The 26,288-nt window shown below is 69.4% G+C and carries 22 protein-coding genes; 10 read left to right on the top strand and 12 right to left on the bottom strand.

Annotated features, from left to right (window positions below; translation table 11 throughout):
• Nucleotides 1–93: 93 nt before the first annotated feature.
• The gene (locus B4L26_RS10465; protein WP_290718724.1) at nucleotides 94–1,044 is read right to left on the bottom strand and encodes a M56 family metallopeptidase; all 951 of its coding nucleotides are present in this window, start codon (nucleotides 1,042–1,044) and stop codon (nucleotides 94–96) included.
• Complete coding sequence (locus tag B4L26_RS10460; protein ID WP_290718722.1) at nucleotides 1,041–1,454, bottom strand: BlaI/MecI/CopY family transcriptional regulator; 414 nt, start codon at nucleotides 1,452–1,454, stop codon at nucleotides 1,041–1,043. The genes B4L26_RS10465 and B4L26_RS10460 overlap by 4 nt, the downstream gene beginning before the upstream one ends.
• Before the next feature lie 263 nt (nucleotides 1,455–1,717).
• Between B4L26_RS10460 and B4L26_RS10455 the strand changes: the two genes are divergently transcribed.
• The gene (locus B4L26_RS10455; protein WP_290718720.1) at nucleotides 1,718–2,134 is read left to right on the top strand and encodes a PaaI family thioesterase; all 417 of its coding nucleotides are present in this window, start codon (nucleotides 1,718–1,720) and stop codon (nucleotides 2,132–2,134) included.
• A 3-nt stretch (nucleotides 2,135–2,137) separates the two neighbouring features.
• On the opposite strand, the gene B4L26_RS10450 is transcribed toward B4L26_RS10455, so the two are convergent.
• Genes B4L26_RS10450 through B4L26_RS10440 form a run of 3 tightly spaced genes read right to left on the bottom strand, consistent with a single transcriptional unit; the run spans nucleotide 2,138 to nucleotide 4,635 of the window.
• Entirely contained in the window at nucleotides 2,138–3,553 is a 1,416-nt protein-coding gene (locus B4L26_RS10450; protein ID WP_290718718.1) for an NAD(P)/FAD-dependent oxidoreductase, read from the bottom strand.
• 17 nt (nucleotides 3,554–3,570) lie between these two features.
• Nucleotides 3,571–4,164, bottom strand: a complete 594-nt coding sequence (locus tag B4L26_RS10445; RefSeq protein WP_290718716.1) for a GNAT family N-acetyltransferase — start codon at nucleotides 4,162–4,164, stop codon at nucleotides 3,571–3,573.
• An 18-nt stretch (nucleotides 4,165–4,182) separates the two neighbouring features.
• Nucleotides 4,183–4,635, bottom strand: coding sequence for an acyl-CoA thioesterase (locus B4L26_RS10440; RefSeq protein ID WP_290718714.1), 453 nt, complete (start codon nucleotides 4,633–4,635; stop codon nucleotides 4,183–4,185).
• A 52-nt stretch (nucleotides 4,636–4,687) separates the two neighbouring features.
• On the opposite strand from B4L26_RS10440, the gene recC reads away from it, so the two are divergent.
• Genes recC through recD form a run of 3 tightly spaced genes read left to right on the top strand, consistent with a single transcriptional unit; the run spans nucleotide 4,688 to nucleotide 13,280 of the window.
• The gene (gene recC / locus B4L26_RS10435) at nucleotides 4,688–8,032 is read left to right on the top strand and encodes an exodeoxyribonuclease V subunit gamma (protein ID WP_290718711.1); all 3,345 of its coding nucleotides are present in this window, start codon (nucleotides 4,688–4,690) and stop codon (nucleotides 8,030–8,032) included.
• Nucleotides 8,029–11,418, top strand: a complete 3,390-nt coding sequence (locus B4L26_RS10430; protein WP_290718709.1) for a UvrD-helicase domain-containing protein — start codon at nucleotides 8,029–8,031, stop codon at nucleotides 11,416–11,418. Before recC ends, B4L26_RS10430 begins: the two co-directional genes overlap by 4 nt.
• Nucleotides 11,415–13,280: an exodeoxyribonuclease V subunit alpha gene (gene recD, locus B4L26_RS10425; protein ID WP_290718708.1), complete on the top strand. Its 1,866-nt coding sequence runs from the start codon at nucleotides 11,415–11,417 to the stop codon at nucleotides 13,278–13,280. The genes B4L26_RS10430 and recD overlap by 4 nt, the downstream gene beginning before the upstream one ends.
• Here the strand turns inward: recD and eccA are convergent.
• Nucleotides 13,263–15,047, bottom strand: a complete 1,785-nt coding sequence (gene eccA / locus B4L26_RS10420; protein WP_290718706.1) for a type VII secretion AAA-ATPase EccA — start codon at nucleotides 15,045–15,047, stop codon at nucleotides 13,263–13,265. The two genes, recD and eccA, sit on opposite strands and share 18 nt — an antisense overlap.
• Nucleotides 15,048–15,467: 420 nt before the next feature.
• On the opposite strand from eccA, the gene B4L26_RS10415 reads away from it, so the two are divergent.
• Nucleotides 15,468–16,082: a hypothetical protein gene (locus tag B4L26_RS10415; RefSeq protein ID WP_290718704.1), complete on the top strand. Its 615-nt coding sequence runs from the start codon at nucleotides 15,468–15,470 to the stop codon at nucleotides 16,080–16,082.
• A 16-nt stretch (nucleotides 16,083–16,098) separates the two neighbouring features.
• Entirely contained in the window at nucleotides 16,099–17,121 is a 1,023-nt protein-coding gene (locus B4L26_RS10410) for a hypothetical protein (protein ID WP_290718702.1), read from the top strand.
• 67 nt (nucleotides 17,122–17,188) lie between these two features.
• Here the strand turns inward: B4L26_RS10410 and B4L26_RS10405 are convergent, their stop codons facing one another.
• From B4L26_RS10405 to B4L26_RS10395, 3 genes are read right to left on the bottom strand one after another with little or no spacing between them, the layout of a single operon-like run.
• Nucleotides 17,189–17,833 carry a hypothetical protein gene (locus tag B4L26_RS10405; protein WP_290718700.1) on the bottom strand — a complete coding sequence of 215 codons (645 nt, stop codon included), beginning with the start codon at nucleotides 17,831–17,833 and terminating at the stop codon, nucleotides 17,189–17,191.
• Nucleotides 17,834–17,866: 33 nt separating this feature from the next.
• Nucleotides 17,867–18,988 (bottom strand): M24 family metallopeptidase, encoded by a 1,122-nt coding sequence (locus B4L26_RS10400; protein ID WP_290718698.1) that lies wholly within the window; start codon nucleotides 18,986–18,988, stop codon nucleotides 17,867–17,869.
• A gap of 9 nt (nucleotides 18,989–18,997) precedes the next feature.
• On the bottom strand, nucleotides 18,998–19,426 hold the full coding sequence (locus B4L26_RS10395) for a pyridoxamine 5'-phosphate oxidase family protein (protein WP_290718696.1): 429 nt from the start codon (nucleotides 19,424–19,426) through the stop codon (nucleotides 18,998–19,000).
• 44 nt (nucleotides 19,427–19,470) lie between these two features.
• Between B4L26_RS10395 and B4L26_RS10390 the strand changes: the two genes are divergently transcribed.
• The 4 genes from B4L26_RS10390 to B4L26_RS10375 are packed head-to-tail and all read left to right on the top strand — an operon-like array spanning nucleotide 19,471 to nucleotide 22,947.
• On the top strand, nucleotides 19,471–20,220 hold the full coding sequence (locus B4L26_RS10390; RefSeq protein WP_290718694.1) for a decaprenylphospho-beta-D-erythro-pentofuranosid-2-ulose 2-reductase: 750 nt from the start codon (nucleotides 19,471–19,473) through the stop codon (nucleotides 20,218–20,220).
• On the top strand, nucleotides 20,217–21,428 hold the full coding sequence (cbiE, locus tag B4L26_RS10385; RefSeq protein ID WP_290718692.1) for a precorrin-6y C5,15-methyltransferase (decarboxylating) subunit CbiE: 1,212 nt from the start codon (nucleotides 20,217–20,219) through the stop codon (nucleotides 21,426–21,428). The genes B4L26_RS10390 and cbiE overlap by 4 nt, the downstream gene beginning before the upstream one ends.
• Nucleotides 21,425–22,216, top strand: coding sequence for a precorrin-4 C(11)-methyltransferase (gene cobM / locus B4L26_RS10380; RefSeq protein WP_290718690.1), 792 nt, complete (start codon nucleotides 21,425–21,427; stop codon nucleotides 22,214–22,216). The genes cbiE and cobM overlap by 4 nt, the downstream gene beginning before the upstream one ends.
• Nucleotides 22,213–22,947 (top strand): cobalt-precorrin-6A reductase, encoded by a 735-nt coding sequence (locus B4L26_RS10375; protein WP_290718689.1) that lies wholly within the window; start codon nucleotides 22,213–22,215, stop codon nucleotides 22,945–22,947. Before cobM ends, B4L26_RS10375 begins: the two co-directional genes overlap by 4 nt.
• Nucleotides 22,948–22,996: 49 nt before the next feature.
• Here the strand turns inward: B4L26_RS10375 and B4L26_RS10370 are convergent, their stop codons facing one another.
• The 3 genes from B4L26_RS10370 to B4L26_RS10360 are packed head-to-tail and all read right to left on the bottom strand — an operon-like array spanning nucleotide 22,997 to nucleotide 26,282.
• Entirely contained in the window at nucleotides 22,997–24,490 is a 1,494-nt protein-coding gene (locus B4L26_RS10370; RefSeq protein ID WP_290718687.1) for a precorrin-2 C(20)-methyltransferase, read from the bottom strand.
• Nucleotides 24,487–25,113: a precorrin-8X methylmutase gene (locus tag B4L26_RS10365; protein WP_290718685.1), complete on the bottom strand. Its 627-nt coding sequence runs from the start codon at nucleotides 25,111–25,113 to the stop codon at nucleotides 24,487–24,489. The genes B4L26_RS10370 and B4L26_RS10365 overlap by 4 nt, the downstream gene beginning before the upstream one ends.
• 11 nt (nucleotides 25,114–25,124) lie before the next feature.
• Nucleotides 25,125–26,282: a precorrin-3B synthase gene (locus B4L26_RS10360; protein ID WP_290718683.1), complete on the bottom strand. Its 1,158-nt coding sequence runs from the start codon at nucleotides 26,280–26,282 to the stop codon at nucleotides 25,125–25,127.
• Between the last annotated feature and the right edge of the window lie 6 nt (nucleotides 26,283–26,288).

The following is a 26,288-nucleotide window of genomic DNA, read 5'->3' as shown; positions in this document are numbered from 1 at the left end:
CGGGCGAAGTTGCGGGCGATGTTGGAGCCCATCACGGCGAGGCCGGTGACCCCGATCTGGGCGGTAGCAGAAGGCACAGTCATGGATGTCAGCTTAGCCGCTGACGAGGCGGGACAATTCGCGTAGCCACGGGATTGCGACGGCGAGCGTTGGGACGACGAGCACGGCCGCCGCCGCGGCGTAGGCGGCGACGGCCACCCGCACGGAATTGGGCGCGGCCAACCGGTTGATGCGCGCGAGGGTCATCGAACCGCCGACGGCCAGCGCGCCCTCGGGGGCGCCGGCATCGGAGACGGCCACCAGGGCGCGGGCCAGGGTCGTCGGACTCGTCGAGCGCACGGCCTGGTCGTCGGCGAGCGTTTCGGCCAGCAACTCGACCGAACCGAGAGCAGATTTGCTGCGCACGAAGCGGGGGAAGGCGGCCTGGAGTGCGATGAACGCCTCAAGGACAAGGTCGTGGCGCGCGCGCAGATGTGCCCGCTCGTGGGCGAGGACGGCACGCAGCTCGTCGTCGGAGAGCCGGGCGACGGTGCCGTCGGTCACCACGACCCGTCTGTTGCGGCCCGGGAGGCAATAGGCGAGCGGCCGGTCGACGGCGAGGCGGCGGACGTATTGTGCGCGCAGCGGGTGGTAATCGGCGACGACCGGTTCGTCGACGGTCGCGATGAGGTCGACGACGCGGCGGTGCGCCGCGCGGCGGGAGCGTGTTCGGACGGCCAGGCCGACGGTGGTGAACGCAAGGCGCGCCCCCACGAGGACAGTGGCCGCGAACGCGGCCACCGAGAGCAGCCACAGCGGCCAGCCGAGCCGCTCGATCTGGACGGGGATGCTCGCCGTCGCACCGGCGTCGCCGTCGGGCCGCAGGAGGTTGGCCGCGATTGCCAGGCCGGCGCTGAACGCGGACAAGATGGCCGCGAGGGCGATAGCCTGCCACAACGCCATCGCCGCTCGGGGTGCGCGCATCGGCCACTGCGCCCGGGACAGCCAATCGGGGACCGGCCCGACGAGCAGCAGGCACAGGAGGCCGAACGCGACCGCGATCACGTCCGTTTGTGGGGTTTCTCGTCGCGCCGGTCCTGCGCTGCGGCCAGCTTGTCCAGTGCGCTGCGCAGTGCGGCCGCCTCAACGGCGCCGACCTGGCCGACGAAGGACACGAGCGCGGCCTCCCGGGAGCCGGGGGCGTCGGCGGAGTCGAGGACGTCGACCATCAAGCTGGCGACGAGGTCCTCACGCTGGTGCGCGGCCTGGTACTTGTGGGCGCGGTCGTCGCGGATCTGGGTGACGAGGCCCTTCTTGGCCAGGCGCTGAAGCACGGTCATGACGGTGGTGTAGGCGAGGTTGCGGGAGCGGTTGAGCGACTCGTGCACCTGCCGCACCGTTTGCGGGGCACTCGAGTTCCAGAGCGCGTCCATGACGGCCCGTTCAAGATCGCCCAGCCCATTCACCTTTTTCATTCTACCGATACGAGCGCGATCGGAGCTGTGCTGCGTTCTGCGTGCGTCCATGGTGGCGGTCACTGCGACTCCTGTGGGTTTCGTTCGGTGTGCGTGTCGAGGATTTGACAACAAGGTAAGGCTAGCCTACATTACTAATTACGCGGATCGCGCGAGTGTCCTGAGGGCTGCAGAGACCCCCGATCCACGGCACGGCAGGCCCCACGTAGTAGGAGAACGTGGGGCCTGCCGCTGTATTTGCCGGTGGCGGTTAGCCTGTGGGTATGACGGAGAACACAGATACCGAACGGTTGGATACGGGCCTCGACGCCGCGCTGGGTTTGCGGTTCGTGGAAGCGACCGGCGACGGCGTTGTCGCTGAGATCGACATCACACCCGATCACCACCAGCCGTTCGGGATCGTCCACGGCGGGCTCTACTGCGCGATGGCCGAGAGTGTGGCGAGCGTCTCCGGGTTCCTGTGGTTGGGGGAGACCGGTATCGGCGGCACCGCCGTCGGCGTCAACAACAGCACCGACTTCCTCAAGTCGGTGCGCGAGGGCACGATCGTCGCGCGGTCGGTGCCGGTGCACCGTGGCAAGCGTCAGCAGCTCTGGCAGGTCGACATGTCGCTACCCGACGGGACGCTCCTCGCACAGGGGCGCGTCCGTCTGCAGAACGTACCGATCCCGGGCGCTTAAGCCTCAGGCGCCCTGTCTGCGCTGGGCGCGCGCCAGCTTTTCCTGGATCTCCTCGGCCTCGCGGCGCTCCAGTTCCGAGAGCGCGCCCATTGCGGTGCGCGCGTAGACCTGTTGTTCGGTGACCGCCAACTGGGTGCGCCCGCGGGTGGTGAACGCGAAGAACCAGTTGATGAAGGTGTTGAGGCGGTTGCGGAACCCGACCAGGTACACCAGGTGCAGCATCAACCAGCCGAGCCACGCGAAGTAGCCCTCGGTCTCGAACTTCTTCTCGGTGAAGGGCAGGGGGACCTGCATGACCGCGGCATACCGCGAAATCGTGGCCATCGAGCCCTTGTCGAAGTACGAGAACGGCTTTCGCTGGTCGGGAGTCTGCCCGCGCAGCTCCGCCTTGATCGCGTCGGCCGCGTACCGGCCGCCCTGGATCGCGCCCTGCGCTACCCCGGGGACCTTGTCGACGGCCATCATGTCGCCGACGACGAAGACGTTCGGGTTGCCCGGCACGGTGAGGTCGGGACCGACCTTGACGCGGCCGGCCCGGTCGAGCTCGACTCCGGTCTGCTCGGCGAGGACCTTGCCCAGCGAACTGGCCTGCACGCCCGCCGACCAGACCTTGCACTGGGCCTCGATCCGGCGGACGGTGCCGTCGGCGTCTTTGACCTCCAGGCCGTCGTAGTCGAGGTTGGTGACCATGGCGTTGAGCTGGATCTCCACGCCCATCTTCTCCAGGCGCTTTTGCGCCTTGGCGCTCAGTTTCGGGCCGAACGGGGCCAGGACGGCTGACGCAGCGTCGAGGAGGATCACCCTGGCCTGCGTCGGGTCGATGTGCCGGAAGGAGCCCTTCAGGGTCCGTTCCGCCATCTCCGCGATCTGCCCGGCCATCTCGACGCCGGTGGGTCCGGCGCCGACCACCACGAAGGTGAGGAGCTTCTCGCGCTCGGCCGGGTCGTCGGACAGTTCGGCTTGCTCGAAGGCACCGAGGATGCGTCCGCGCAGCTCGAGTGCATGGTCGATCGTCTTCATTCCTGGCGCGTACTCGGCGAACTCGTCGTTGCCGAAGTACGACTGATCGGCGCCGGCAGCGATGATCAGGCTGTCGTAGGGCGTGACCGTGACTCGCTCGAGTAGTCGCGAAGTCACCGTCTGCGCGTTCACATCGATGTCGAAGACGTCGCCCAGGAGGACCGTCGCGTTCTTCTGGTGGCGCAAGATGATGCGCGTCGCGGGCGCGATCTCGCCCTCGGACACGATGCCGGTCGCCACCTGGTACAGCATCGGCTGGAAGAGGTGGTGGGTCGTCCGGGCGATAAGGGTGATGTCGACGTCGGCGCGTTTGAGGCGCTGAGCGGCGAAGAGTCCTCCGAAGCCCGATCCGATGATCACGACATGGTGGCGGGCAGAACTGGTGGCGGTGTCACTCACACCTTGATCGTATCGCCTCAGGATCCGTGCAGCGCGTCGGGCAGGCGATGACGTCCGCCCGGGTTGCCCGACCTTCGCGTGCCGTCGCGCAGGAGCCAGTGGTGGCGCAGGATCTGGTACTCGACGTCGTCGGCGCGCTCATCGGGTGCTCCCGCGACCGTGCGCATCCCGATCTTCTCCAAGACCCGGCGCGACGCGGTGTTCGACGGTGCCGTGCCAGCGAAGACGCGTTCGGCGGGATGTGCGGTGAACGCGGCGGCGAGCATCGCCCGCGACGCCTCGGTCGCCAGCCCGCGGCCCCACAGGTCGCGCGGGACGCGATAGGAGAGCTCCAACTCGCGCTTGCGGCCGCCGTGCCGGGGTCGGCGAAGCGCGACCCAGCCGGCGAATTCCAGTGTCGGCTTATGGATGAGCGTCCAAATCCCGGTGCCGTGGGCGGCGAATTCGGCGCGGGCCCGCGGGATGGTCCAGTCGACGATCTGCGCGCGCGATGTGGGCTCACCGTCGCTGACATAGCGCATGACCAGTGGATCGGCGTCGAGCGAGACGAGGAGATCGGCGTCGTCGGGTAGGACCGGGCGCAGCCACAGTCGGCGGGTATCGACGATCACGGGTTCAAGGATAGTGGGTCACCGGCCGGCGTCGGCGCTGCCACTCCGGCGTCGGCGGAACGGCGTGGGGGCACCGCGGTGTTGTTCGAGGACCGCCCGGACCCCGTCGGGGATCGCGACGGCCGATCCCTCGCGGTCGATCGTCACCAAGGTGGTCTCGGAGAGGGCGCACACGGTGCCAGTGGGATCGACGAGATCGCAAGCGAACTCGAGCGACGCCCCGCCGATGGCGCTGATCGAAGAATGGATGGTGACCGGTTCGGTCGAGTAGTGCAGGACGGCGCAGTACTCGATCTCCTGCCGCGCGACGAGGAGATGGATCTTTCGACGGTCGACGCCGAACCAACGTTGGAACGAGTCGATCCGCGCTTGCTCGAAGAGCCTCGCGACCTGCACGTTGTTGATGTGCCGGAACGCGTCCATGTCGCCCCAGCGCAGGTGGATGTCGAACGAATCACGGGTGTCGGTCACGAGGAGCAGCGTAGCGGCCTCGGTGTCGGGCGGCGACGCTACTATCGCCGGGATGCTCACAGTTCACCGCGCCGAACGCGCCGACACCCTGGTCGAGGTGCTGGCCGCGACGATGGGCTCCCCGCTGCCCGACCCAATGGCCGCCGAGGTCGTGACGGTCGCCGCACGCGGTGTGGAGCGATGGTTGGCGCAGCGGCTCGCCCACACCCTCGGTGCGGGCCAGGCCGGTGACGGGATCGCCGCCAACATTGAATTCCTCCCCGCGGCAAAGCTGCTCGAGCGTGTGGTCGACCCCTATTCCGACGAACTTGGTGTGCGGTCGCAGCAATGGGAGCCCGAGGCGCTGGTGTGGGTGGTGCTCACGGCGCTGGACGAACTGGTCGCCGATCCCGCACTTGCGATGCTCGCGCGACACCTCGACGGCGGCGACGCCGGCGATGACGCGTGGCGCGGACGGCGCCTGGCCACCGCGACGATAATCGCGCGGCTGTTCTGGTCGTATGGGGTGCAGCGCCCCCGGATGATCGCGGCGTGGGCCCGGGGCGAGGACAGCGACGGCTCCGTCGTCGACGGCGTGCCACGCATGCTCGGCCGGTCGCACGAGTGGCAGCCGAGACTGTGGCGCCAGGTCCGCGAACATATCGGGTCACCGCACGTCGCGGAGGTTCTCGACGACCTTGTGGCCGCGGTGGGCAATGATCCCGGGCGTATGGCCCTTCCGCTTCGGTTGTCGATCTTCGGCCCGACGCGGATCCCGCAGATGCTGCGCGAGCTGATGGACGCGGTCGCCGAGCACCGGGATGTCGGGCTCTACCTGCCGCACCCGAGCCCGGTCCTGTGGCGCCAGATCGCCGAGCACCCCGCACCGTCCGGGCCGCAGCCGCGGGCCCAGCGCACACCGCGTCCCGTCGCCAACACCGCCCTGGCCAGCCTGTCGCGCGATGTCCAAGAACTGCAGGAATCCCTCGGCGCCACGATCGGGCGTGACGAATACCACCGCGGAAAGGCCGCCGCCCCGACCACTCTGCTCGGGGCACTGCAAGCTTCGCTGCGCGCCGACACGTCCGGCCCGGTCCCGGGCCTGGACGCCGACGGTTCGTTGGAGTTGCACTCCTGCCACGGCCGTGAACGGCAGGTCGAGGTGCTGCGCGACCGACTGCTGCACCTCTTTGCCGCAGACCCGACGCTGCAGCCGCGCGACGTCCTCATCATGTGTCCCAACATCGAGGAATTCGCACCGCTGATCACCGGCGCGTTCGGCAGCACCGATGCAGCCGAACGCGTCTGGAACCATCCGGCCACGCAACTGCGCGTGCGCTTGGCCGACCGTGGCCTGCTCGCCACCAACGACGTCCTCGCCGTCGTGGCGCGGGTCATCGCGCTCGGCGTCGGACGCGTGACGGTCAGCGACCTCCTGGACCTAGAAGCGGCCGCGCCGGTCGCCCGGCGCTTCGGCTTCACCGACGACGACCTCGACAACCTCGGCTCCTGGGTACAGCGCGCGAACATCCGGTGGGGGATCGATGTGGCGCAGCGCGCCAGGTACGGTCTGGCCGGCTTCCCACAGGGCACTGCCGAAACCGGTCTGTCGCGCATGCTGTTGGGCGTGGCCGCCGACGAGGCGGACGGGCAATGGCTGGGCACCGCGCTGCCACTGGGCGGGATCGACTCCAACGACACCGACGTCGTCGGGCGCTTCGCCGAATTCGTCGACCGCCTCGGTTCGCTGCTCGCTCGCTTCACCGGCGAGCAGCCGGCAGTTTCGTGGGCCGACGTGCTCACCGACATCGTCGAACTCCTCACCCTTGCCGACCGTGATTCGGAATGGCAGCGCGCACAAGCCGTGCGACTGATCCGCGACTCGCTGACGGGCGGGCACGCGCTCGGACCGTCGGACATCCGTGACCTCGTCGAAGATCTCGTCGGCGCGGCGCCGACCCGCTCGAACTTCTGCACGGGCGAGTTGACCGTCTGCACGATGGTGCCCATGCGGTCGGTGCCCCACCGCGCGATCATCCTCCTCGGGATGGACGCCGAGGCCTTTCCGCGCACCCAGGCCGTCGACGGGGACGACATCCTCGCCGTCGACCCGCTCGTCGGGGAGCGATCGCGCCGGGATGAGGACCGCCAAGCCTTCCTCGATGCGATCACCGCGGCCGGAGAGCACCTGATCATCTGCTACACCGGTGCCGACCCGATTACCGGGACGGCGGTCCCGCCATCGGTGGTCGTCACCGAACTCGTCGATGCGATCACCGCGGTCGCGGGTCGCGACGTCGCCGCGCAGACGGTGCGTACGCACACGCTGCACGCCTTCGACGACCAGAACTTCCGCACGCCGCAGCCGTTCTCGTTCGACCGTGCGCTCCTGTCCGGCGCCCGCACCTTGCACCGGATGACGGCAGATCAGCACACCGGGACGCCTTGGCCGACTATGGCGGGGACCTACCCGGCGGCGCCACCAGGCGACGTCGACCTGACCGATCTCATCGCGTTTGTCTGCAACCCCGCCGACGGATTCCTGCGGCAGCGCCTCGGGGTGATGGTGCCCCGGTTCATCGAAGCCCCGGACGATCAACTCGCCGTACGCCTCGACGGTCTGCAGAGCTGGGGGGTGGGCGATCGAATCCTGGCCGCGCTCCTCGACGGCGCGGAACCGGCGCAGGCGCGTGCCGCCGAGTTGCGCCGGGGCACACTGCCGCCCTTCGACCTCGGGCAGCAGACCTTGCGACCGATCGCCGAGAAGGCGGAGGGAATCGTGGCCCGCGCCGCCGAGGAGCGCCGCGGACCGGCGCGCACCGTCGACATCCGCGTCGACCTGCCGGGCGGGCGGCGCCTCTACGGCACCGTAGGCAACGTCTACGACGACGGGTTGGTCGCGGTCACGTTTTCCGGGCTCAAGGGCAAGCAGCGCCTGCAGACGTGGATTGCGCTGCTGGCGTTGGCCGCCGGTTCGTCCGAACCTGTCGGGCAAGCGTGCGTCATCGGTGGCGAGGGCAAGGGCACCGGGATTCGCCGCTACACGCCCGTGCCGGATGCCGCAGACGTGTTGGCCGGGCTGGTTGCACTGCGTGACATCGGCCTGGCGCAACCGTTCGCACTGGACCTCAACTCCACGGAAAAGGCAGCGGACGTCTACGGCCGAACAGGCGGGGATGCAACGCAGGCGATCACGAGTGCCCGCAAGCTATACAACGACGACCCCTACAACCACAACGAGGCCGCGTCGCTGCTGCTCACCGGCGACCCCGCTGCGTCGATGGGTTTCGACGACTGGGCCCGCGGGGTGCCTGTTCTGGGCATCGACAGTCCGTGGGTCCGTGCCGACGTGCCCGGCTTCTTGCAGGCCGCTCTGCTGCTCTTCGCGCCGATGTGTAGCCAGGAGGTGTGGCGATGAACCCGACACCGTTCAGTCTTTCCGATCCATTGCCCACCGAGACCCTGGTGCTGGAAGCCAGCGCGGGCACCGGCAAGACCTATGCGATCGCCGCGCTGGCAGTGCGGTTCATCGCCGAGGGAACCCCGGTGTCGCGACTGTTGATGGCGACGTTCTCCAACGCTGCGTCCACCGAGTTGCGCGACCGGACCCGTATCCGTCTACGCGAATGCGCGCAGGCGCTTGTGGACCCCGACGCTGCTGCCGTCAGCGGCGATCCGCTCATCGAGCTGCTTGCCGTCGGCGATCGGGACGAGGTCGCCCGTCGTCGGGACCGACTGATGGCGGCGCTGTCGGACTTTGATGCGGCGACGATGGCGACCACGCATACCTTCTGCAACCGGATGCTGGCCGTCCTCGGATTCCTCGGCGAGCGCGAGCAGCACCACACACTTGTCGAAGACGTCGACGACCTCGCCCGCGAGACCGGTCGCGACCTGTACCTGGGCAAGTTCGCCTGGGCACCCGACGGCGAATACCCCTTCGAGGTCGCCGAGGAGGTCGCCCGCGATGTGGTGCGCAACCCGATCGCAGTCCTCGCGCCGACCGAGCAGGACCCGCCATCAGCAGTCGGGACCACATGGGTGAAGTTCGCGACCGCGGTCCGCGAGCGCGTCAACATCCGCAAGCGCTGGTCGCGGTTGCGCACTTATGACGACCTGCAGGGCAGGCTGCACGAGATCATCACCGACGAGGAGTGGGGGCCGGCGGCGTGCGAGCGGATCCGCGACCGTTTCGAGGTGGTCCTCGTCGACGAGTTCCAGGACACCGATCCCCAACAGTGGGAGATCCTGCGCCGGTGCTTCCACGACCACCGGCCGATGGTCCTGGTCGGTGACCCGAAGCAGTCGATCTACGGATTCCGGGGTGCCGAGGTCCTCAGTTATCTCGCCGCCGCGCAGGAGGCGCAGGAGCAGCGCAATCTCATCGACAATTGGCGTTCGGACGGTCCGCTCGTGGACGCCCTCGGCGCGATCCTCGTCGACGCCGAGCTCGGCGACCCGCGGATCGCGGTGCGACCGGTCACGGCCCGCCACACCGAGTCCCGCATCTTCGGTACGGCGCCGCTGCGCCTGCGCTTCTTCAACCGCAGCGACCTCAGCCACGTCGAGGCCTCCCAGTACGGCGTGCCGAAGGCCGTCGGTGTGCGCGACTGCGTCACCGACGACGTCGCAGCCGATATCGCGACGGCACTGGCTTCCGAGGCGACGATTCTCGTCGACGACTGCGACGGGCCGGTGCGCCGTCGTATCGAGCCGGGCGACATTGCCGTGCTGCTGCGGGCGAACAAGACCATCGAACCGTTGCAGCAGGCGCTTGCCGAATACGGCATCGCGTCCGTCGTCACCGGTGGGCAGAGCGTCTTCGGCACCGACGCGGCGCGGTTCTGGTGGTATGTGCTCTCGGCGATGGAGAAGCCCTCCGACGCACGCCGGGTCCGGCTTGCGGCGCAGACGCCGCTGCTGGGCGTCGAACCGCTCGCGCTGGAAGCCGGGGGAGATGCCGCCGTCGGCGATCTGGCCGCCGCGCTCGCAGGTTGGGCGAGGGTCTTCGACAAGCACGGTCCGGCCGCGATGACCGCGAGGTTGCTGGCCGACCGGCGCACCGCCGAGCGGGTCCTTGCACTCTCGGACGGGGAGCGGCTGCTCACCGACGTGCTGCAGGTGGCCTCGCTGATGGGGGAGTACACCACCGGAACGGGATGCGGCCTCAGCGGTTTGACGCTGTGGCTGGGCGAATGCGTCGCCGATCCCAAGGCGGCGACCCGCCGCTCAAACCAGACCCGCCGCCTGCACCGCGACACCGCGGCAGTCCAACTGATGACCGTGCACGGCAGCAAAGGGCTGGAGTTCCCGATCGTGTACGTACCGTTCGGGTGGGACGGGGCGCGCATGTTCGACCCCAAAACCTTCACCTACCACGACGACGACGGCGTGCGGCACATCGACGTCGGCGGGAAGCGGGCTAAAGGATTCCGCGAGCGCAAGAAGCGCTCCGACGCGGAGGACTCGGCTGAGGACCTGCGCCTGCTCTACGTCGCGTTGACTCGGGCACGGTCGCAGGTCGTCGCCTGGTGGGCGCCCACCACCACCACGCACGCCGGCGCGCTGCACCGGATCCTGTTCACGGCACCCGAGCGGACCGCCGCGATGCGCTCCGGCGGCCGCTACCCGATTCCCGACGAGGTCGCGCTGCATGACGACGCGCACGAGGAGAGAGTGTTGCGCGACGTCGCCTCGCTCCACAGCGGCATCGTCATCGAGCACGCCGGAAAACACGCGAAACCGCCGCGCTGGCAGCCGTCGGAGAAGTCCGGGGCCGACGGGGAACTCGTCGTCGCCCGTTTCGACCGCGAGGTCGATCAGTCGTTCCGCAGGACGTCGTACTCGGCGATCGTCCGCGCCGCGCACGAGGCGGCTCATGCTGCAGCGCACGGCGAGGAAGCGGGATCGGCTGTCGGGAGCGAGCCCGACGACCAGGTCGTTCGCGAGGGCGAAGTGGTCGACGAACCCGTTGACACCGCTACCGACGCCGAGTCGGCGGAGGAATCACCGCCGGGTGCGCCGTCGCTGATGAACGGCATGCCGTTCGGCGCGCGCTTCGGCACCCTCGTCCACGAGGTGTTGGAGCACGTCGACACGGCCGCCGATGACCGGTCGGCGCACGTGCGCGAGATGTGCGCGCAGGGCGCCCGGCGCACGGCCTTCGACATTGATGTCGATGCCCTGGCCGTGGCTCTCGAGGGGGTGCTCACCACCCCGCTGGGATTCGGCGATCTGTGGGCGGTCAAGCCCGCCGACCGCCTCAGCGAGATGGAGTTCGAACTACCCCTGTCTGATGTCGACGGCGGCTTCGACCTCGCCTCGGTGGCGGCGCTGATGCGGCAGCACCTGCCTGACGACGACCCACTGCGGCCTTACGCCGACGAGGTCGCCGGCGTCTCCGACGAGCGGTTCCACGGGTTCCTCACCGGCAGCATCGACTCGGTGCTGCGGATCACCGGCGCGGACGGGGTGCCGAGCTTCGTCGTCGTCGACTACAAGACCAACCGGATCCAAGCCGGCGATCTGAGCGCGGAGGTCTTCTCCACCGAGGCGATGGCGGCGGAGATGATGGCTTCGCACTATCCACTGCAGGCCTTGCTGTATTCGGTGGCGCTGCACCGCTACCTCCGGTGGCGCCTGCCGGGATATTCGCCGGAACGTCACTTGGGTCCCGTGCAATACCACTTCGTGCGCGGCATGATCGGTCCGGACACTCCGTCCGGCTGCGGCGTATTCCAGTGGGACGTGCCGGCCGGGCTCGTCGTCGACCTGTCCGACCTGTTGGCGGGGGGTGCACCGTGAGCGACGTCGTCGCACAGCCGGAATCCGACGCAGCCGCCGCCCGTCTCGCCGTTGCAGAGACAGGATTCCTGCGCGCCTTCAATGAGGCCGGGGTCCTCACCTCGGCCGATGTGCACGTCGCGCGACGGCTCTCGTCACTGTCGAACGAGATCGCGCCCGACGAGGTGCTGTTGGCGGCGGCCCTGGCCGTGCGCGCGGTGCGCACCGGCTCGATCTGTGTTGCCCTCGATTCGATCTCCGAGCTCGACCCCGACCCCGACGATCCGCTGCCGTGGCCGTTGCCCTCCGCGATGGTCGCCGCGTTGCAGGGCAGCGCGCTGGTCACCGGTGCGAACTCCGGTTCGCTGCGCCCGCTCGCGCTGGTGGATTCTGACGACGGTCCGCTGGTCTACCTGCGCAAGTACTTCGAACAAGAGCAGACCATCCGCCGGGTCATCGACACGCGCGCGTCGACCCGGCCCGAGATCGACGCCGACGTCGCGAGTGCGGCGCTTGATGCAGTGTTCGGCCCGTCGGCCGGGGATGGGGAAGTCGGTCCCGCCTACGACCGCCAGCGCGCCGCAGCCGCGCTGGCCGCCACGTCCTGGACGACGGTGCTGGTCGGGGGCCCGGGCACCGGGAAGACGCATACGGTGGCCCGGATCCTCGCGGTACTCGAGCAGGTCATCGGGTCGAGCCCTCGCATCGGGCTGTGTGCGCCAACCGGGCGTGCCGCGGCGCAGCTCCAGGCCTCGATCAACCGATTCGACGGCCTCGAGTCGGCGCCGGTCGCGCATACCGTCCACGCGCTGCTGGGAATCTGGCCCGACGGAACGGTGCGCCACGGGGCCGACAACCGGCTGCCCTATGACGTCGTGGTCGTCGACGAGACATCGATGCTGTCGGTCACCGCCATGAGTCTGCTGCTGCAAGCCGTGCGCGACGACACCCGGCTCATCCTCGTCGGCGACCCGCACCAGCTCGTCTCGGTGGAGGCCGGCGCGGTCCTCACCGACTTGACTGATCGGGCGCTGCGCTCGAGTGCTCCGCTGCCACCAGCGTTTCCTTCTCTTGCCGGTATCGAGGGCGCAGATTTCACCGAGCCCGAGCTCGACCAACTCGGCGCCGGCGTCTTGGCGCTGACGTGGGGTTATCGATACGGATCGACGATCGCCAAGGTCGCCGAGGCGGTCAACCGCGGCGACGCCGATGCGGTGCTCGCACTCATCGACGCCGATGGTGGTGAGCACATCGAACTCGTCGTGCCCGATGACCTCGACAGCGTCCGGGCCGACACCGTCGCGTGGTGCTCGGCGCTGCGTGCGGCGGGTTCGGCGTCTGATGCGCGTGCGGCGGTCACCGCGTTGGAGGGCTACCGGCTGCTGTGCGCACATCGGGACGGCCGGTATGGCGTCGGCTGGTGGTCGCGCACCATCGACGACTGGCGCGACTGGGGGCGCCGCGGGCAGTGGACGGTCGGTGAGCCGCTGTTGGTGACGTCGACCGACAAACGACTCGGGATCTACAACGGCGACACCGGCGTCGTCATCGACGACGGCAACGGCGGAGTGACCGTCGCGTTCGACAAACAGGGCGAGATGGTGACCATCCACCCCTCGCAGCTCGGCGACGCGATCGCCGCGACGGCGATGACCATCCACCGCAGCCAGGGCAGCCAGTTCGACGTCGTCACCGTCGTGCTCCCACCCGCCGAGTCGGCCCTGCTGACCCGGGAGCTGCTGTACACCGCGATCACCCGTGCCCGCCATCGCGTGCGGATCGTCGGTACGCCCGACTGGTTGCGCGCTGCCGTGGACCGACGCGTGGCGCGGGCCAGCGGCTTGCGCGGTGAGGTGACCGAATGGTCAGCTCATCAGTCGTAGCCCGCCGAGAACGGTGGACAGGGCCGCGCGCATGTCGTCGGCGGTGATCGTCGTCAGGTCCGCCGTGGATAGGTCTGCCAGGTCGATGTCGCCGGAGCCGAGTCGGAACTCGCGTTCCTCCTCGGCGGCTTCGACGACGTTGCGCACGAATCGACCGTTGCCGGCGAGGTCGATCAGGCGGTGGCTCCGCCCGGACTGGTCGACGGAAACCTGCTCGACCAGCGGAACGCAGGCGTCGCGCAGTACGGCGACCGCCTCGGGCGTGGGGTGTGAGTCACGGCCGCCGGCAATCACCTCGCCGATCTGCGCCAGTTCAGCGGGTGAGTACGACTCGAACCCGATCCGTCGCGCGAAGCGCGACGCCAGTCCGTCGTTGGCGGCGAGGAAGCGGTCGATCTCCCCGTCGTAGCCGGCGATGATGACGACTAGCCGGTCGCGGTCGCCCTCCATCCGCGCGAGCAGCGTATCGACGGCCTCGCGGCCGAAGGCGTCGCCGCCGGAGAGGCCTTCCTGGATCAGTGTGTACGCCTCGTCGATGAACAACACCCCGTCGAGCGCGGAGTCGATGAGCGCCGACGTCTTGGGAGCGGTGGCGCCCAGGTGCTCGCCGACGAAGTCGCGCCGGCTGGCCTCGACGACTTTGTCGGTCTTGATCACCCCCAGGGCGCAGTAGATCCTCGCGACGATGCGCGCGACGGTCGTCTTGCCGGTGCCGGGTGGGCCGGCGAAGACCAGGTGCTGGCTTCGCGAATTGGTGGCCAGGCCCTTCGCGGCGCGCACCCGGGCGAGTTCGGCGGCCGAACGGAGCCTGCCGACCTGCGCCTTCACCGCCTCAAGCCCGATCTGACCGTCGAGTTCACGCTGCGCGGCCGCCAGCAGGGACCCGTCACCCGCATCGACGCCGGGAGCGTCGTCGGCGGGCACCGAAGCCGGGTCCCACCGGTCGGTGCGCGAGTCGATCACCTCGCTGGAGACGACGACGATCCGGAACCGCGGATCGGCCAGGGCCTTGGCGTTGTCGGCGAATCCGGGTGACTGAGCGTACACGGTCTCGAACACCGATCGGGCTTCGTTCTCCTTGCCGGTTTCCCGCAGGCAGAGTCCGCGCGTGAACATCGCCGCGGTGCGCGCAGCAGGAATCGGACCGGTTTCGGCGGCTTCGAGACGCTTGACCGCCTCGCCGAACAGGCCCAACTGTGCGCACGCCGTCCCGACCATGACGTCGGCGCCGGCCACCAGGTGGTCGTCGGTCCAGTTCGACGCACCGGCGAGCGCCGTCAGGACATCGGTCCATCGCTGCGTGCGGAAATGCAGATAGCCGCGGGCGTAGTCGACGATGGGCGTGCGCTCTGTCGCCTCCGTGGCGTCGAGAGCCTCCTGCGCGGCGTCGAACTCCTTCGCGCCGATCATCGCGCAGGCGTAGGCGGCCACCGCTTCTGCCGGACTCGTCAGCGGGTAGTCGAGGTAGAGCCCCGTGGGGAACCTGCCCGCGATGGCGTTTGGCGGCAATCCGAGCCGGCGTTGCTCGACGAGCAGCGAACGCCGGTGTTTGTACAGGTTGAAGAACGCTTCGGTGCTCTTGTCGCCGGCCATGATCCGCCCGAGCCAGGCATCGGCCATCTCCGGGACGAGTTCAGTGGCGCGCCGGAACGCTCGTTTCGCGTAGTCGTCGTCCCGACTCGCCGCAGCCCCCTCGACCGGGATCCCGGAGGCGAGAACGCCGGCGTCGAAGACGCGACGAGCCTGCCCGATGATTGATGCAGTCATTGATTCTCAGACCTCCCCCAAAGTCCAATACTGCGGCGACCCTATCGGTTGCGCGCATACCTGCAACCCGGTTTGGCCGATGCGGTCCGCTGCGACCTGCGGGACTGGTGGTGCTAGCGTCATAATTCGTGCAACGGCGCTCGTCAGATTGTGGATGGGGACGGTAAGGGGGCTTCCATGACGTCTGGGCAGTTCCCCGGGACCGGTGGGTTCCCCAGTGGGGGCCGGCATCGGTCACCCGATGATCCCGTCGCGCCGTCGGCTCCGTTCCCAGCGCCTCGCTCGGCACCGCTGGCGGCAACGCCACCTCGGCCGGCAGTGCCGGGGGCAACGCAGGCTCGGCCGGCAGCGCCGGGGACAACGCCGCCTCGGCCGACGCCGACAGGCCCTACGCCTACAGGTCCGACCGTCGCCCGACCTGTGGTCCGGCCGGCGGCGACGACGGCATACACCACCGGTCAGTACGCGCCGGTCGCCGATCCCATCACCACCTATCCGGGCGAACCGACCGTCGAACCGGACTACGACGACGCTCCGCCGCCAGCGCCGGAGCGTCGCAGCACGGTGCGACACCCCGTCGTCCTCGCCATAATCGTCGGCATCACGGCCTCGCTGGCCACCGTCATCGTCGGCGGCACCTGGCTGGCGGTCAACGACAGCCGCGAGCGCAAGGCGGAGAACTATGCCGACGGCCCGCCGACGTCGACGGTGACCGTCACCGAGTCGGTGACGACGACCGCCGCGACCACCGTGACGGCGAAGCCGTCGCGTTCGGCACGGCCGTCCTACGAATCCGATTCCGACGAATCAAACGCCATGTCACCGACGCCCGGCTGGTACGCGCAGTTCGGCTCGTTCACCAGCTACGACAGCGCTCAAACCCTCGCGGAGCAGGTCGGTGCGGAGGTCTACCTCGGAGAAGAGTTCGGGCAGCCGGGGCAGTACGTCGTCGCCCAGCGCGAGTACTCGCGCACCAGTGCCCGCGAAGCGTGCGATGTCGCCGATCAGGCGTGCCTCGTGAAGCAAGTGCCCTAGCCGTACGCTGACATCCATGCCGAAACGCACCGACGTCGCCGCGCTCGGCGAGCGCCTCCTCGACGCGCACGTCGCATTCGAGCTGGCGCGGATACTCGATTCCACCGACTTTGAGAACACCGTCGTCGATGAGGTCGACCACTTCCTGGCGATGGCCGACGAACTGACCTTGGCGGATGCGATTTCCGCGGATCCGGTCAAGGATGTCGCCCGCAAATACGCGGTGCAGATCCCCGTCGAGGGGGCGATTCCCGAGCTCGTCGGCGAGATCGCCCGAGCGCTCTACCGGCACGGAACCGGCGGGCAGTACCGGCTTGCCGACGTCATCGATGACCGCCATTTCGACGAGTTGGCCACCGCCATCAGCGAGATGGGCCTCACCCGGCGGCTCGTTCGGCAAGTTCTGGAGGGCCCGGCGACGATCGAAACGGCGGTCGAAGTGGTCACCAGGGCCGTCGACTCGCTACTCGACGACCCCGACGACGAGCCGGCGCCGTCGGACTTGGCCGCGCGGGTGCGGGAACGAACCGTGCACGGGTTGCGCGGTGCTGTCCGTCCGGCGCGGCCGGTGATCGACAGCGTGGTCGAACGGGTGACGCGATCGAGCGCCACCTTTGTCCTGCGCGGCAACGAGCAGGAGGCTGGCGAGCTCCTGCTGGAATCGGTGCGCGATGTGTGGCGCAACAACCGTGATGCCTCGCTCGGTGCGTTTCGGGACTTGGTGACCGAAGAGGACGTCGACGACATCATCGTCCTGGTCTTCGAGTTCTGGCGCGAGTTCCGCAGCACGCCTTTCGTGCACATGCTGCTCGACGACGCCGTCGGCTACGTCTTCGAGAAGTATGGGGATACGCCGTTGAGCGAGCTGCTCGGCGAGCTCGGCGTGTTCCGCGAAGACCTCATCGAGGAGGGCCTGCGTTTCGGGCCGGCGGGATTGGCCAAGCTGTACGAGGTCGGCTACCTCGAAACCGTCATCCGGCGACGGTTGGCGGCCTTCTATTCGTCGGAGGAATTCCGGGCCGCCACCAACGCCGAGTGAGCCCGAATCCGCGCCGAGCGAGCCCAAATCCGCGCCGAGCGAGCCCGATTGGATCGTTCCCTCGCGATCAGGACAGTTGGTAGCGGGCGAACTCGGTGCGCGAGAGCTTGAACCCGTAGTTCTGCGGGCCGGTGCAGTACAGCGCTTCGAGCGTCGAATAGCAGGCGAATTCCGCGCCGGGGACCGAGAATCGCACGGCCTCGTTGTATTCGAGCACCGCGCCCGGCTCCCGCCACTGGCCCTGGAGGATCGTCGAGCAGGGGGCTTTGTCGTAGTTGAACCACCCGACGATGCGTACCGGGATCTCGGCGTCGCCGTCGTAGAGCCCGCACCGCGAATCAACAGGGGATTGGGTCGGACCGTCGTGGATCTCGCAGATGAACTCCGACCCGACGAAGCAGTTGATGTTGTGGCTGGGCACGCTGAAGGCGTACGACGCGACCGGTGTCGGCGGGTTGAGCTGGAATCGCGACGGGTCGGCGACCCCGAACGCATCGGCGCCACCGGGTGGGATGGCAGTGGTCTGCGGCGGCTGGGTCGTCGTGGTGGTCGGCGGGCTCGCCGTCGGCTCGTCGGAGAGGGTCGTGGTCACCGTCACGGTGGCATTCGGGTCGGGCTCGGCAGTGCCGGTGACGGTCTTGTCGCACCCGGCAGTCGCGAGCACGACCAGTCCCACGGCGCTCACCAGCGCCAGTGCAGGTTTGCGTCTCATCGGGCATTCCCTCCGATCATTGCGGTTCTCCGGTTACTCCTGGGGCAAGCGGGTCAGGCCGTGGCTGCGCCGGTTGACCGATTCGCACCCGTCGTCGGTGACGATCACGATGTCCTCGATGCGCGCGCCCCACTCACCGTCGAAATAGACGCCCGGTTCGACGGAGAACGCCATTCCCGGCGCCAGGACCAGTTCGTTCCCGGCGACGATGTAGGGCTCTTCGTGCACTGACAGCCCGATCCCGTGGCCGGTGCGGTGGATGAACTTCTCGCCGAGACCCGCGGCGACGAGGCGATCGCGGGCGGCGGCGTCGACGGACTCCGCGGTCACGCCCGGGCGCACCGCGGCGACCGCCACCGCTTGCGCCTCTTCCAGCGCCGCATAGGCCGCGGCGACGTCGGCGGGCGGCTCGGTGAAGCAGTAGGTCCGGGTGCAGTCGGAGTTGTAGCCCGGCGCCACCGGACCACCGATGTCGATGACGACGATGTCGTCTTGTTCGATCACCCGGTCGGAGTGCTCGTGGTGCGGGTCGGCGCCGTTGGGTCCCGACCCGACGATCACGAAGGCTGCCGCCGTGTGGCCCTCGGCGATCAGGGCGTCGGCGATATCGGCGGCGACGGCGGCTTCGGTACGACCGGGTCGCAGCCATTCGCCCACTCGGGCGTGGACGCGGTCGATGGCGGCGCCCGCTCGGCGCAGCGCCTCGATCTCATCGTCGTCCTTGACCATCCGCAGGTCGCGCAGTATTGCGGTGGCCAGCACCGGCGCAGTGCCGGTCGCGGCCATGAGTGGGATGAGGTGTCCGGCCGACATCGAGTCCGAGACGGCGAGGACGGGATCGCCGCGCAACGTTCGCAGTGCCAGTGTGAACGGGTCCTCGCCGTCGACCCAGGGGGCGAAGTCGAGTCCGAGCTCACCGGCGGCCGACTCCGCGAACGAGGCCACCTCCAAGCGCGGCGTCACGAGCACTGGCGCGCCCGATGCCGGGATCACCAGAGCGCTGAACCGTTCGAAAGTCTGCGCATCCGAGCCGATCAGGTAGGCCAGGTCGGGTCCGGGCGTGATGATCAGGGCGGTGACACCCGCCTGGCCGGCGAGTTCCGCGGCGCGCGCCACGCGGCGGCCGTACACGACGGTGGGAAAGCGGGAGACCATGGCCCAACCCTAGTCGCGCAACGGCACGGGACGGCCGAGCAAAACGGCCGATCCCATCACACGGTCCACCGGGATCTCGATGACGACTCGCTGCGGGTTGGGCTGCGGCTCCCGGTAGCGCAGGCCGTAGCGCCGCTCCGCCTCGCGGATGCGCTCGGGAACCCGGGACACGCTGACCGGGCCTTCGAGAGTCAACCAGCGCGGCCCGTCGACGTGGGTCACCGCGGCCCGGCCGCCCCGATCGGCGTTGCGCACTTTTTGGCTGCCGTCGCGGGTGATGACGCGTACCAGCTTCTCGTCGGGGTCGTAGGTGAACCCGACCGCAACCACGTGCGGAGACCCGTCGGTGCGGGTCGTGGCCAGAGTCGCCAAATGGCGCTCGGTTAGGAAGGTCAACGCATCATCGGTCAGGTCATCGGGTCCGCTCACCCCGACCACGGTAGTCCTCGGGACTGAACCGCCTGGATGGGATACTGACAGTCGTGACTGGATCAATCCTGCTCTTCGGTGGGCGTAGCGAGATCGGCCTGGCCGTGGCGACGCGGATGGCCGCCGGGCACGACGTCGTGCTGGCGGCGCGCCGCGCCGATGACCTCGACGATGAGAAGGCCGCATTGCTCGCGGCGGGCGCAACCGCGGTGAGCACAGTCGAATTCGACGCCGACGACACCGATTCGCATCCGGCGATCGTCGCCGAGTTGGTGGCCCGCGGACCGGTCGAGACGGCGATCGTCGCGTTCGGCATCCTCGGGGACGCCGCGAAAGCAGAGGCCGACGTCGCCCACGCGTTGCAGATCGCCCACGTCGACTACCTCGCGCAGATCTCGGTGATCACCCTGCTCGCGAACGCGTTGCGCGAGCAGGGGAGCGGCACGATCATCGTCTTCTCCTCCATCGCCGGGCAGCGGGTGCGGCGCGCCAACTACGTCTACGGCTCCACCAAGGCCGGGCTCGACGGCTTCGCGTCGGGGCTGTCGGACGCCCTGTACGGCAGCGGAGTTCGCCTGCTGCTGGTGCGCCCCGGTTTCGTGATCGGCGCGATGACCCGCGAGTTGATGGCGAGCGGGGTGAAGCCGGCGCCGATGTCCAAGACCGCCGACCAGGTGGCCGACGCGGTGGTGCGCGCCGACCGTCGCGGCAAGACGGTCGTGTGGGTGCCGTGGGCACTGGCGCCGGTGACGCTCGTGTTCCGATTGCTGCCGCGCTGGATCTGGCGCCGGATGCCGCGATGACCGGGGAGAGGTTCGTCGTCGTCGGAATCGGCGCCGACGGCTGGGACGGGCTGACCCTCCCGTCGCAGCGCGAACTGGCTGCGGCGACGACGATCTACGGCTCGGCGCGACAACTGGCCTTGCTGAGTCCCGACGTCGACGCGGAGCTGGTCGCGTGGCGCAGTCCGATGAGTGCACACCTGCGTGAGGTCCTTGATGACAGCGCGAGCGGTACCGTTCACCTGCTGGCGTCGGGCGACCCCATGTTCCACGGGCTGGGCACCACCGTCGTCGAGGCGCTTGGTAGGGCGAACGTGCGCGTCCTCGCACACCCGTCCAGTGTCAGCCTCGCCGCGGCACTCCTGGGCTGGGATCTCTCGACGGTCCGCGTGGTCTCGCTGGTCACCGGCGACGTCGACGACGTGGTGGGCGCGGCGGGCGACCGGCGGCGGCTGATGATCTTGTCCCGCGATGCGTCATCGCCCGCGGCCGTTGCCGCAATGCTTCGCGACGGTGGGTGGGGCGCTTCGACGATGACGGTGCTTGAACAGCTAGGCGGGCCTGCGCAGCGCGTGGTCAGCGGTACCTCAGCCGGGTGGGACGAGCCTCACGGCGACCCGCTGAACATAATCGCGATCGAGTGCACCGGTCCGACACGGCAGTTGGCACCCGGTCTGCCCGACGCCGCATTCACCCACGACGGCCAACTCACCAAACAAGCGGTGCGCGCACTGACCGTCGCTGCGCTTGCCCCGTCGGACGGCCAGCTGCTCTGGGACATCGGGGCCGGGGCCGGCAGCGTGGGCATCGAATGGTTGCGACTCAATCCGAGCGGTCGCGTGGTCGCCGTCGAACGCGACGCGACGCGCACCGCACGAATCGGCGAGAACGCCCGGCGGCACGGCGTCGCGAGCCGTCTCACCGTCGTCGACGGGGAGGCGCGAACGGTACTCGCCGGGTTGCACGGCCCGCCCGATGCCGTCTTTGCCGGCGGCGGGCTCGACGCGGAGGTGTTCAGGCTCGTGTGGCCGGCCCTGGCCCGGGGCGGGATCTTCGTCGCCAACGCCGTCGCCATCCCGACGCAGGAACTAGTCATCGGGCTGGCCGCCGAGCATGGCGGCACGCTGCGGCGCATCGGGCTCGAGGAGGCGGGGCCGCTGGGAAGTCTGACGGCCTGGCGCCCCGCGCTACCCGTCGTCCAGTGGGCGGTCCGCAAGGAGGGCCGATGACGGTCTACTTCATCGGTGCCGGGCCCGGCGCGCCCGATCTGATCACGCTGCGCGGCGCCGAGCTGCTGCGCCGCTGCCCGGTGTGCCTATACGCCGGATCGCTGGTGCCCGCGGAAATGCTCGCCCTGTGCCCGAGCAACGCGGAACTCGTCAATACCGCGCGGATGCCGCTGGAGGAGATCGTCGAGCGAATGGTGGCCGCTGATACCGCCGGCCACGATGTCGCGCGGCTGCACTCCGGCGATCCATCGCTGTACTCGGCGGTGGCCGAACAGCAGCGCCTCCTGCATCAGCGCGGTGTGGAGACGGTGATCGTCCCGGGCGTGCCCGCCTTCGCCGCCGCCGCGGCGTCGCTGGGAACCGAGCTCACTGTGCCCGGCGTCGGGCAGAGCCTGCTGATCACGCGGGTGTCGACCCTGTCGACGGACATGCCGCCGGGGGAGACGCTCGCCGAACTGGCGTCGACGGGGGTGACCCTTGCGCTGCATTTGGCCGCCCATCGAGCCGGCGACATCGTGGCCGCACTCGTGCCCCACTACGGCGCCGACTGCCCGACGGCCACCGTCGCCTTCGCCAGCCGCGACGACGAGCAGATCGTGCGCTGTCATCTCGATGAGCTTCCGCAGGCGCTTGCCAGCGCGGGGATCGTGCGCACCGCGGTGATTTTCGTCGGCCGGGTCCTGGATTCCGATCCGATTGCCACCGACAGCTATCTGTATTCGCAGGCCCGCGTCGGCAAGCTGCGGGGCACCGCCGCGCCGCATCTCGGGCCGGACAATCCGTCGTGACGAGACCGGTGCTCATCCTCGGCGGTACGGGTGAGGCACGCGCCCTGGCGTCGCTTCTCGTCGCGGACGGGGTCTCGGTGGTCAGCTCGTTGGCCGGGCGGGTGCGCAACCCACGACTACCCGACGGCGAGGTCCGTATCGGGGGCTTCGGCGGCGTTGAGGGGATGGTGGCGTGGCTGCGGGAGAATCAGCCGCACGCCGTCGTCGACGCCACCCACCCGTTCGCACAGCAGATCTCGCGCAACGCGGTCGAGGCCTGTGCGGAGGTCGGCGTGCCGCTGGTGCGATTGGTGCGACCCGCGTGGGAGGCCCAAGCCGGTGACGACTGGACAATCGTCGAGGACATCGTCGGGGCGGCGCGGGCCGTGGCCGGGGGCAACGCTGCGCGCGTGCTGCTGACGACCGGTCGTCAGGATGCGGATGCGTTCGCCGGCATCGACTCCGCTTGGTTCTTGATCCGCGTCGTCGATCCGCCGACCGGACCGTTGCCACCGCACCACCGCATCGTGCGATCGCGCGGGCCCTACGGTCTCGACGACGAGCGGACGTTGATGGCCGACGAGAAGATCGATTTGTTGGTCACCAAGAACAGCGGTGGCGAGCTGACCAGGGCGAAGCTGATCGCGGCCCGGGAACTCGGCATTCCCGTGGTGATGGTGGCGCGCCCGGTGGAGCCGTGTGGCAACGTCGTCACGAGCGTTGAGGAAGCCGCCAACTTCGGCCGAAAATAGGGCGCTCGGCGGATATGCCCTCGGACTCCCGATTTGCGGCCGAACTTAGTCAAACCTCGTAGCGACGAGGGGTGAACACGAGTCGGCCGCCGGGCCGCTCGGCTACAACCGTCGTCGACGAGCCGATGATCAGCAGGGTGCGCATGTCGACGGTGCTCGGGTCCAGGTCGCCGACCGTGGTCACCGTCAGCGCCTGGCTGGGACCGCCGACATCGCGGCCCACCAACACGACACGATCCGGGCCGGCTGTCTCGGACAGGAGTTGCCGCAGGTCGGCGACCTGGTGGTCGCGGCTGGCAGATCCGGGGTTGTAGACCGCCACAACCAGGTCGGCCTCGACCGCCGCGGTGACGCGGCGGGCAATCACGTCCCACGGTTTGAGCCGGTCGGACAGGGAGATCAATGCCAGGTCGTGGCCAAGTGGTGCCCCGAAGGCGGCGGCCACCGCGGACGCGGCGGTCACGCCGGGCAGGACTGTCACCTCGACATCGGTGTAGGGCTCCTGCGCCGCGACCTCGGCGACCGCGGTCGCCATCGCGAAGACGCCCGGGTCGCCCGACGACACGACGACGACACGACGGCCCCGGCGCGCCAGGTCCAGCGCGAACTCGGCGCGCTGCGATTCCACGCGGTTGTCGCTGGCGTGGACCTGCTGGCCCGGTCGTGGCGTGACGCGCGAGAGGTAGGTCGTGTAGCCGATGAGGTCGGTGGCCGCGGCCAGGGCGGCACGCACCTGCGGGGTCTGCTGGTCGGCCGGTCCCGGCCCCAAACCGACGACCGTGACCCCGCCGCCCGTCTGGGCGTCAGATTGCGGCGCGAGCGGGTTGTTGGTGGCGCCCGGAACCACGATCATCGAGAAATAGGGGACCGACGCCGGGTCGACGTCGACGACGCGCTCGACCCGCTGGGCCGCAGTCGTCGCACGTTCGACGTACCAGGCCTCGTCGAGTCGGCCGGCCGCCCGCAGCGCAGCGCGCACCCGTTCAAATGTGCGGCCCAGCTTGAGCACGGCGATCGCCGAACCGCTGGCGAACTGGGCGACCAACTCGTCGTCGGGCGCGGTCCCCGGCAGGACGACGAGGTTCTCCTCGCCCTCGACCAGGGGGATCCCAAGAGCGGCGCTGGCTCCCGACACCGACGTCACACCGGGCACGATCTCCGTGGCGAAGCGGCCCGCGAGTCGCTTGTGCATGTGCATGTAGGAGCTGAAGAACAGTGGGTCGCCCTCGGCGAGGAGCACCACGTCGCGGCCGGCGGCGAGATGATCGGCCAACCGCGCCGCGCTCTCGGTGTAGAAGTCGGCCATCGCGCCGTCGTAGCCGCCGGGGTGGTCGACGGTCTCGGTGGTGACCGGGTACATCAACCGTTCCTCGATCTGGCCGTCGCGCAGATACGGGACGGCGACGCCGCGGGCGATGCTGCGGCCGTGGCGTGCGCAGTGATAGGCGATGACGTCGGCCGCGCTGATGAGACGGGCTGCTTTGACGGTGACGAGTTCGGAGTCGCCGGGCCCGAGCCCGACGCCGTACAGGGTGCCGGTCATCGTTCGCTCGGGGTGGCCAGTGCGTTGATCGCGGCGGCGGTGATCGCCGAGCCGCCGCGGCGGCCGAGCACGGTGAGGAACTCCAGGTCGGTGCGCGCGGCGAGCGCTTCGCACGACTCGGCGGCACCGACGAACCCGACGGGTGCGCCGACGACGGCAGCTGGTCGCGGTCCGCCGGCGTCGATGAGTTCGAGCAGCTCGAACAGGGCGGTCGGGGCGTTGCCGATCGCGACAACTGCCCCGTCGAGGTCCGAGCCCCACAGGTGCAGGGCCGCAGCGCTACGGGTGGTGCCGAGTTCGACAGCGAGGCCGGGGACGCGCGGATCGGACAGACAGCACCGGACGTCGTTGTCAGCGGGCAGTCGTGCGCGCGTCACTCCGGCGGCCACCATCGACGCGTCGCACAGGATGGGGGCGCCGGCGTTCAATGCGCCCCGGGCGGCGGAGACGACCCCCGGCGTCGCGCGCACATCGGCGGGCAGGTCGGTCTGGCCGCAGGCGTGGATCATGCGCACGACGACGGTGGCCAGGTCGTCGTCGAAGGCAGACAGGTCGGCCTCGGCGCGGATGATGGCGAAGGACTGCTCGTAGATCGCGGCGCCGTCGCGCAGGTACTCGGCCATGGGAGTTGAGCTTATGTCGGCATCCGGAGGTAGGTCCCGTCGGGCTGGGCCTGAACGCGGATGTGAGCCGTCGTGGGCGAGCCGCAGCCGCGCGAGCAGCCCACCCAATGCTCGCGCTGCTCCACCGGGTGGATCGCGAGGTGCGCCGCGACATCGGCCCGGACATCGGTGTGCGATTTCGCGCAGCCGGGAGCACCCGCGCAGCAACTGAGTAGGGTCCACGGCGAATCCGCGTCGAAGACCAGGCCCATCGGGGCCAGGACGCGTAGCACGGTGTCTGCCACAGGTGCGCTCAAGTCGGCCAGCAGGATCTCCCGGCGGGCCGTGACCAGGATCGGGGCGTTGACGGCCGCGAGGAACTCCGCTGTCCGTGCGGGCAGCCGTCCGGCCGGGGTGAGTGCTCCCAACATCACCGCGCCGTCGTCCTGCGGCAGCCAGCCGACCAGTGCGGGCGTATCCGCGAGCCCGTCGGTGATGTCGCAGGGCGCACCGTCGGACTCGCCCGGGTCGAGGCGTTCGACTACCCCGACCAGCAGGGCGGTACGCGCCGGCTCGTCGAGCTCGCGGATCCGCCAGGCCGAACCTCGGACGTCCGCGAAGGCCTCGGCAACGGTGAGCAGTGCGGCGGCGGCGTCGGGACGGGCCACGGTACCGACTGTGTGATCGGCGACGATGAGGTCGGCACCGCCGTCGGGCCGCCATCGAGAGACGACATCGGGTCGATGCGCGAGGATGTCGCCTCGCCCGTCGTCGACACCGAACAGGAACCGTCCCGACAGGCCCTGAGCCGCCCCGCCGCGCAGCTTCTTGTCGAGCTCGGTGACCGTTTCATCGACGCCGCCGTGACCGCCGATACGTCCGGCCAAGGGTGAGGCGACGATGTTGCGAACGGTGTCGGCAGCACCCGGTGAGCCCAGACCGGCGGCAAGGAGTGCCTGTCCGGCGGCGTCGGAATCGGTGAGGCCGCGCAGCTGCAGGTTGCCGCGGCTGGTGAGTTCGATGTGTCCGTCGCCCCACTCCTCGGCGACCTGCGCGGCGACCGCCAGCTGGTCCGCGCACAGTCGCCCCCCGGGCAGGCGGATACGTGCGAGCTCGCCGTCGAGCGCCCCGTGTGTGCGCAGCACACCGGGACAGCTGTCAGGGCCGTTCCGGGCCCGCGCGGCGGTCATGGTCCC

Source organism: Gordonia sp. UBA7599 (genome assembly GCA_002477755.1).
In the GTDB taxonomy this organism is placed as follows: Bacteria; Actinomycetota; Actinomycetes; order Mycobacteriales; family Mycobacteriaceae; genus Gordonia.
Note: the sequence above shows the minus strand (reverse complement) of the source record. Positions and strands in the feature narration are given on the sequence as shown.

Coding starts and splice junctions, on each gene's coding strand:
- B4L26_RS10460 (WP_290718722.1), bottom strand. CDS start 1,454: ATGAAAAAGGTGAATGGGCTGGGCGATCTTGAACGGGCCGTCATGGAC.
- B4L26_RS10455 (WP_290718720.1), top strand. CDS start 1,718: ATGACGGAGAACACAGATACCGAACGGTTGGATACGGGCCTCGACGCC.
- recC (WP_290718711.1), top strand. CDS start 4,688: ATGCTCACAGTTCACCGCGCCGAACGCGCCGACACCCTGGTCGAGGTG.
- B4L26_RS10430 (WP_290718709.1), top strand. CDS start 8,029: ATGAACCCGACACCGTTCAGTCTTTCCGATCCATTGCCCACCGAGACC.
- eccA (WP_290718706.1), bottom strand. CDS start 15,047: ATGACTGCATCAATCATCGGGCAGGCTCGTCGCGTCTTCGACGCCGGC.
- B4L26_RS10410 (WP_290718702.1), top strand. CDS start 16,099: ATGCCGAAACGCACCGACGTCGCCGCGCTCGGCGAGCGCCTCCTCGAC.
- B4L26_RS10405 (WP_290718700.1), bottom strand. CDS start 17,833: ATGAGACGCAAACCTGCACTGGCGCTGGTGAGCGCCGTGGGACTGGTC.
- B4L26_RS10400 (WP_290718698.1), bottom strand. CDS start 18,988: ATGGTCTCCCGCTTTCCCACCGTCGTGTACGGCCGCCGCGTGGCGCGC.
- cbiE (WP_290718692.1), top strand. CDS start 20,217: ATGACCGGGGAGAGGTTCGTCGTCGTCGGAATCGGCGCCGACGGCTGG.
- cobM (WP_290718690.1), top strand. CDS start 21,425: ATGACGGTCTACTTCATCGGTGCCGGGCCCGGCGCGCCCGATCTGATC.
- B4L26_RS10370 (WP_290718687.1), bottom strand. CDS start 24,490: ATGACCGGCACCCTGTACGGCGTCGGGCTCGGGCCCGGCGACTCCGAA.
- B4L26_RS10365 (WP_290718685.1), bottom strand. CDS start 25,113: ATGGCCGAGTACCTGCGCGACGGCGCCGCGATCTACGAGCAGTCCTTC.
- B4L26_RS10360 (WP_290718683.1), bottom strand. CDS start 26,282: ATGACCGCCGCGCGGGCCCGGAACGGCCCTGACAGCTGTCCCGGTGTG.